The sequence below is a fragment of the Frankia sp. CcWB2 genome, from assembly GCF_977927585.1.
This window is the reverse complement of sequence record NZ_CDWRCM010000222.1, coordinates 1-6,711: the sequence shown is the minus strand read 5'-3', so window position 1 is coordinate 6,711 and position 6,711 is coordinate 1. Positions and strand designations below refer to the sequence as shown.

At 69.7% G+C, this 6,711-nt stretch carries 8 protein-coding genes; 5 read left to right on the top strand and 3 right to left on the bottom strand.

Annotated features, from left to right (window positions below; genetic code table 11):
- Positions 1-1,740: diguanylate cyclase domain-containing protein (locus tag ACY45C_RS18760; RefSeq protein ID WP_462188880.1), on the top strand; the 1,740-nt coding region annotated here is incomplete at its 5' end.
- On the top strand, positions 1,737-1,898 hold the full coding sequence (locus ACY45C_RS18755; protein WP_462188879.1) for an SDR family oxidoreductase: 162 nt from the start codon (positions 1,737-1,739) through the stop codon (positions 1,896-1,898). The genes ACY45C_RS18760 and ACY45C_RS18755, both read left to right, overlap by 4 nt.
- 21 nt (positions 1,899-1,919) lie before the next feature.
- On the opposite strand, the gene ACY45C_RS18750 is transcribed toward ACY45C_RS18755, so the two are convergent.
- Positions 1,920-2,345 (bottom strand): hypothetical protein, encoded by a 426-nt coding sequence (locus tag ACY45C_RS18750; protein ID WP_462188878.1) that lies wholly within the window; start codon positions 2,343-2,345, stop codon positions 1,920-1,922.
- Positions 2,346-2,925: 580 nt separating this feature from the next.
- Between ACY45C_RS18750 and ACY45C_RS18745 the strand changes: the two genes are divergently transcribed.
- Positions 2,926-3,687, top strand: coding sequence for an SDR family NAD(P)-dependent oxidoreductase (locus ACY45C_RS18745; protein ID WP_462188877.1), 762 nt, complete (start codon positions 2,926-2,928; stop codon positions 3,685-3,687).
- Between the two features lie 43 nt (positions 3,688-3,730).
- Here ACY45C_RS18745 and ACY45C_RS18740 read toward each other — a convergent pair whose 3' ends face one another.
- Entirely contained in the window at positions 3,731-3,994 is a 264-nt protein-coding gene (locus tag ACY45C_RS18740) for a hypothetical protein (protein WP_462188876.1), read from the bottom strand.
- A 74-nt stretch (positions 3,995-4,068) separates the two neighbouring features.
- On the bottom strand, positions 4,069-5,094 hold the full coding sequence (locus ACY45C_RS18735) for a thioesterase domain-containing protein (protein ID WP_462188881.1): 1,026 nt from the start codon (positions 5,092-5,094) through the stop codon (positions 4,069-4,071).
- Between the two features lie 354 nt (positions 5,095-5,448).
- On the opposite strand from ACY45C_RS18735, the gene ACY45C_RS18730 reads away from it, so the two are divergent.
- Both ACY45C_RS18730 and ACY45C_RS18725 read left to right on the top strand, forming a co-directional pair.
- A complete protein-coding gene (locus ACY45C_RS18730) occupies positions 5,449-5,949 on the top strand; it encodes a hypothetical protein (RefSeq protein ID WP_462188875.1) in 501 nt (166 codons plus the stop codon).
- A gap of 317 nt (positions 5,950-6,266) precedes the next feature.
- Positions 6,267-6,515 (top strand): hypothetical protein, encoded by a 249-nt coding sequence (locus tag ACY45C_RS18725; RefSeq protein ID WP_462188874.1) that lies wholly within the window; start codon positions 6,267-6,269, stop codon positions 6,513-6,515.
- Positions 6,516-6,711 lie beyond the last annotated feature (196 nt).

The window sequence follows — 6,711 nt, the reverse complement described above, 5'->3', positions numbered from 1 at the left end:
ACAAGTCTAGCCGAGTATGTCGCGGACCTGGGCCAACCCGTGCGCCTGATCGACCCGATCTCCAGGCTTCCCTGGTCGCTGACCGAACCCGCCGTCGACCAGCGGGTGCTGGCCTCGGTCTCCCGGTCGGCGTTCGCGGGCCCCGACACCGTTCTGGCACTGGTCGATCTCGACGGCAGGCCGACGGCGGTCCAACCCACCGGCGCAACGATCCCGTTCCCCCCGCGGGACCGGATCTGGGCTCTCGCCCGCACCAGCGGAATCAACATCCCTGTTTTCCACCTGGGCGATCGGGTTCGGGCGTACAGCATCGTGCCGATCGTGCGGGACGGACGCAGCGCCGCGTTCCTGGTCATGGGTAGGCCGGGAGCCGGGATGCCGGGAGCCGAGATGGTCCGCATCTTTGGCGGCGGGGGCACCGGGACGAGCGGCACCGGAGAGGGCACCCGGATCGTCATCGTCGACGAGACCGGGCGCATCGCCCTGTCCGACGATCCGTCCGCGGTCGGGATCGCCATGACTGACGGCACGAAGCTGCGGTCAATCAGGCCAGGCCAGAGCCGGCGGGTGACGGTACGCAACGGCGGCGGTCACGTCGCCGTTGCCGCCGCGATCCCCGGCCATCCCACATGGGGGTACCTCATCCTGCAACAGGACGGCCCACTGCCGCGCGACCCGCGAGACAACCATGCCGTCGGCGATCTGCTGCTGCTCGGCATCGTGGCCGTCACGTTCTCAGGCCTGACAAAAATGATCTTCCGGGGAGAGCAGGCGGTCCGGCGCGACCGGGCGCGGCTGCAGACCCTGGTGCACGAGTCGCACGACATCATCGTCAACCTGGACCGTGCGGGCCGGCCGGCCTTCATCAGCTCGGCGGTCGAGAGCCTGCTCGGCTACCCGGTCGAGGCCATGATCGGGCTGCCGCTCATCGACCTGGTCCATCCCGAGGACCAGGCGGCGACGCGGGCCTTCCTCGCGGACCGGCAGTGTGGTGGACCGGGGTCCCTTCTGGACGTCCGCATGCGGACGGTCAACGGCGGCCATCGCTGGTTCGACATCGAGGCCGGCGCCTGGCGGCCCGCGTCCGGGCCGGGCCGCTTCGACGGTGGTGTCCTGCTTACCTGCCACGAGATCAGCGAACGTCGTCAGTTGCAGGAGCAGCTACGGAAACGTGCCACCCACGACCCGTTGACCGGCCTGCCGAACAGGGCGGCGCTTACCGAATTCCTCGATCAACTGGCTCGGGAGCAGACTCCGTTCGCGGTTCTGCTCATCGATCTGGATGACTTCAAACCGATCAACGACACGTTCGGTCACCAGGTGGGCGACGATGTGCTGTGCACGGTCGCCACTCGGTTGGCCGACGTCCTCGCCCCGGGCCCGTCGGCGGCCAGCGCGGGACCGGTCGAGACGATCGGTCCCGCGATGATCGGCCCCGAGACGATCTGGCCGGAAGCACGTGCCGGGCAGGCGTTCCGACTCGGCGGTGACGAGTTCGTCATTGTGCTGCCCGGGGCCGACTCCCTGACGATGCGCCAGACCGAGCAGCGGGTGCGCGAGTTCATCGAGGCGCCCCTCACCGTGGCCGGCAACACCCTTGTGGTCAGAGCGACGATCGGCCTGGCGTCCTCGCAGGCCGTCGGGGACGCCGGCTCGCACAGTCCCGAGAGCGTGGTCCGGCATGCCGATGCGGACATGTACGCCCGGGCCCGACGTTCCATCTCCCCCGCGGCGCGATGACCCCCGCAGCCTCCGCCAGCCTGGGACGCTGGGCGACGTCAGCCGGCAGAGCGGGGCGGATCCATGCTGAGGAGGTCGCCGGCGCGGTGCGATGGCTCTGCTCACCCGAGGCTTCCTACGTCACCGGAGCAATACTCGACGTGACCGGTGGGCGGTGACCATGTGCCACCGGGCACCGGTTATCGGGCACCGCCCCCCGCCAGCCGGTAAATAACCAGCGCCTCGGGGTGCTGTCGGGCGTGGCGGGCCACGGCTCGTCGGTAGGAGCCGGTGGCCCACCGCATGGTCCAGGTCACGCCGACTAGATCAAGCAGGGTTCCGAGGCGCCGGTTGAGATCTTCCCGGGCCTCCTCCTCGGCGATGCGGGCAGCGTTCATCACGGTCTCCACGCCAAACGCGCAGTGCATTCCCGCGGTCCACCGTGCCCAGCTCGACCATCGATCCGGGGCCGCGATGAGCACGAGGTGCGCGTCGAGCTTCGCGGCAAGGTCAGCGGCCAGCAGGACATCGGCCATATCCGACAAGTCTCCGATACGAAGACCGACGACGAGATGACGCTCCATCCGGACCTGCGAGTCCACTTCGGTACGCTCTGCCCGTTCCACGCTTCCTCCCGCGTTTCCTTTCTCCCGAGGCCCTCGGTCGCCCTGTCGACGTGCGCGGGATTGTCGCGCTTCACAGCCGGCGATGTCGAAGTGACCGACACATCGTCAGTACCCCCTCGACCCACAGATCACATGTTCCGGAACGCGTTTGTCGGCAGCCTGGTATGGCCGGCTGCCGGATAGGAGTCGAAATGAAATAACTTGCGCCTTTCGAACCCTCCACAGGCCTGTGACCTGCGATGATGCTCTCGATCACGTATTTGTTACTTCATTACGTCCCCATAATGCCGATGTTGCCGGATCAATGTTGGTCGTCGCCCGCCCGGTCGTACCGGTCGATTGTGACCGCGCCCACCGGAAAGGGGAAGGGTCTCGCCGTATTCGACGCACGCACATGCTCTCGGGACGGACCATCCGACAGATGCACAGCGCGCCGAACGCATCCGCGTACGGGAGGTGATTTGTCGGCACCTGGGCCCGGGACCTGCAAGGATGGCGGCGCGGGAAGCCCGGATCACTTGCCGGCCCGGGATGGGATCCATGATTAGGCGCGCGCCTCTTTATCGTAAAGGAGCATGCTATGTCCATATCGGACCGGTTCCGGGTGGACGGCCGGGTCGCCGTCGTCACCGGGGCGTCCTCCGGTCTCGGGGTGGACTTCGCCCGGGGCCTGGCCGAGGCCGGCGCGAACGTGGCCCTGGGCGCCCGCCGGACCGACCGGCTCACCACCACCGCCGAGCTCGTAGAGAAGGAGGGCCGCCGCGCCCTGCCGGTCGCCACCGACGTCGCCGACCCCGCCTCCTGCGAACACCTCGTCGCCGCCGCGATGGAGACCTTCGGCCGGGTCGACATCCTGGTCAACAACGCCGGGATCGGCACCGTCGTCCCCGCGCTCAAGGAGACCCCGCAGCAGTTCCGCTCCGTCATCGACGTCAACCTGGGCGGCTGCTATTGGATGGCGCAGGCGGCGGCGCGGGTCATGCGACCCGGCAGCAGCATCGTCAACATCTCCAGCGTCCTCGGCCTGACGACCGCCGGCCTGCCGCAGGCGGCCTACACGGCGAGCAAGGCCGCCCTCGTCGGCCTCACCCGCGATCTGGCCCAGCAATGGACCGGCCGGCGCGGCATCCGGGTGAATGCGCTGGCGCCGGGTTTCTTCCGCTCTGAGATGACCGACCAGTACCAGCCCGAGTACCTCGAGACCCAGTCGGCGAGGATCCTCCGCGGACGCATCGGTGAACCGGAGGAACTGACTGCGGCGCTTCTCTTCCTGGCCTCCGACGCCGGCAGTTTCGTCACGGGGCAGACCCTCGCCGTTGACGGCGGTTTCACCATCACCTGAGCCCTCCGTCCATATTGTCCGGCTCGCCGGAAACACCCGCCAATCAGGTCTCGAGCGGCATGAGTTCGGCGGCGAAGGCGTCGAAGAAATCCGGCCATCCGCCGGGCGTCGTGACCGGATGAAAGACGAACTTGCTCATCCCGGCGGCGAGATACTCGGCGATCAACGAGCGCGCCGCGTCCCGCCCGGCCGGAAGTAGCCGCTCCGGGATGACCTGCGGATAGCGCCGCCGCAACGCCGCGAACGCCTCGTCGAACACCTCCCCGCGGCGCCCGTCGGGTACGGGGCAGGAACGGCGGAACGCCATCGACCCGGCGACCCCCAGGAGATCAGACCCGGCGGCCGTCGATGCCGGGCACCGTCGCCAGCTCGTGGCGCAGTTCAGCCAGCACCCCGGCGACCAGCGGTTCCCGCAGGACGCCGCGGTGGTCCCCGCCGATCCGGCGGATCGCGGCGGGTCCGGTCAGGACGCCCCGCCAGGCCTCGATCTCGTCGTGGTCGTCGGCGAGCCAGACCGCCGTCCGGCCATCGTAGGTGCGGGGGCCGGTAGGTCATCGTCAGGATGCGCCCCTGGTTGTAGAAGACGTCGTACTGGTGCATCCCCCGGAAGCGGACCACGCCGGCAAGCGGCAGCTCGACGAGCTGGCGCAGGCGGTCGACCATCACCCGCGGGGTCAGCGTAGGCCCGTCGTCGGCGGCGAGTGGGCCGATCCCCCGACCGGCGTCGGGCGGCGCCGGGGAGTCCGGATGCGCTCCCTCCAACTGACTGGTCGGCACGATCGCCCCGGATCGGGTCAGCCGCGAGGTACCCGGCAGGTAGGTGTCGATCAACGCCAGCAGGCCGACCTCGTGGCCCGCCTGCCGGAGGACCTGCGCGACCTCGAACGCGATCAGTCCGCCGAAGGAGTGCCCGGCCAGCAGGTAGGGACCCGTCGGCTGGAGAAGACGGATCTCCCCCACGTGCCGCCGGGCGGCGGCCGACACCGACCAGTCGGGGATGCCCCGCCGTTCCAGGGCGTGCGCCTGCATCCCGTAGACCCGCCGTTCGCCCGCGAAGTACCGGGCGAACGGGAGCAGACCGATCGCCGGCCCACCGGCCTCCGGGAAGCAGAACAACGGGGTGCCGGAACCGCCGGGCGTCAGCGGCATCACGGTGGGATGCCCGACGGACTCGCTCTGCCGGGCGGCCCACACCTCGGCGAACGCGGCGGGCGTCGGCGCCTGGACGACCACGGAGCTCGGCAGCCGGACCCCGAACTCGTCGCACAGGGTCGCCACCAGCTCCTGCGCGGTCGCCGCATCACCGCCAAGGGCGGTGAAGTCGTCATGCAGACCGACGGTCTCGAGGCCGAGCACGCGGGCCCACAACAGGGCCGCGGCCACCTGATACGGATCGGCCGCAGACATGCCCGGCAACGACATCACCCCACAGGACTAGGCGAAGAGCACATTGAACACCACCGGTCAAGATCATCGATACGCCGGCCGGGCGTTCGCGGGAACCCGTGATCGAGGCCCACGGCGGTGAGCCTGGTCCCGCCGGTCGGCCCACTCCCCGGTGGGGTGGCCGGTTCCCCGATGGGGTGACCCGTCCCCGTCGGGCATTGACGGCTCGGCGTCGGGCGCTCACCGTAGACGTGTGGGTGATGTGGGCAGACCGGAACGGATCGTCGAAGACGAGCCGATCAGCTTTCCCGACTCCGAGCCGCTGACCATCCCGGTCCCGGCCGCGCCGGAACCGGACCTGGAACCGGTTCCCGGGTGAGCCTGCTCGGCTGGCGGCAGTGGGCGGTGGACGCGCACGGCCAGCTACGCCCTGCCTGGACGCCGTGGTCGCCGTTTCCACCCGGGCTACTGCTCTGGCGCGCCGACGGCATGACCGAGGCACATTGCTTGCGCACCCGCCGGCCGGACCGGGACGTCGAGCCCGGCGAGCCCGGCGCGGGCCACGAACGGGTCCCGGACGAGCACTGCGCCTGCGGCCTGTACGCCTGGCGGGACCCGAGCATCCTGGCCGCCGCCCGCCCGCCCCGCTGGACCTCCCTGCCGTACGTCGTCGGAGTGGTCCGGCTCGGGGGGCGGGTCATCGTCGGTGAACGGGGCTATCGCGCGGAGCGTGGCTATCCCGTCGCCGTGCTTGACCGCGACGGCGTCGTCTCCGACGACTACGCCGTCGCGCGCTATCGCAGCTGCGCCGCGTTGGTGGCGGAATGGGCGGATCCGAGCGCCACGTCCCGCGGCCAGGACCGGGCAGCCGGGTAGTACCGCGCGCCGCACCAGAACGGCCCGGACAGCCGAACACCGGGAACCGCCGGAACCTCGAGAACGACCGCTGCCTCGAGAACGACCGCGACCGCCGGCCCGGGAAACCGGCGAGGGTTTCCGCACCCGGCCGAGGAACTCTCCCTCGGTGGGTATCTCTCCCCGTGTCGTATCGCGGGTAGACCGTTACCCCACACCGCCAAATAGTCACGCTATGTAGCCATGGAGGCAATCAGGGCGACTATGGTCGTGAACGCCCCGTACATCCCGTCCGCAGGGGGCGGATCGGGGTCGACGGGCACACGAGGGGGGCCGTCGTGACGCAATCCGAAACCGCAGGGACCGCCGGAGGTATCTCCGATCGCGGCACCGATCATGCCCCCGGCCACGGTGCACACCCGGCGCCGGCGATCCGGTCCTGGCGGATCCAGGTTCCTCCGCCGCTGTTGGTCGCGGTGGGATACCTGGCGGTGGCTGTCTGCATCTTCCACTCCGCCTGGGGGAATCTCGGGAACGTCTCCTACGGCGGCAACGACGCCATGCTGTTCGCCTGGTTCCTCGGCTAGACTTGTCTTCCGCACGTGCGTGCGATGAGCCAGCTGCTTGATCTCTTGTTCGGATCACGTCGGGGTGACCGCGATCGGTAGTGACGGGTCTGGGACTGTTCCTGGCTGTGACGGTCGCGATGGACTACGGGCCGCCGAGCGTCGAGAAGCCGCCCGGCGCGCTGCCCGTCGTGCGTGACTACCTGGCCCGCCTCGA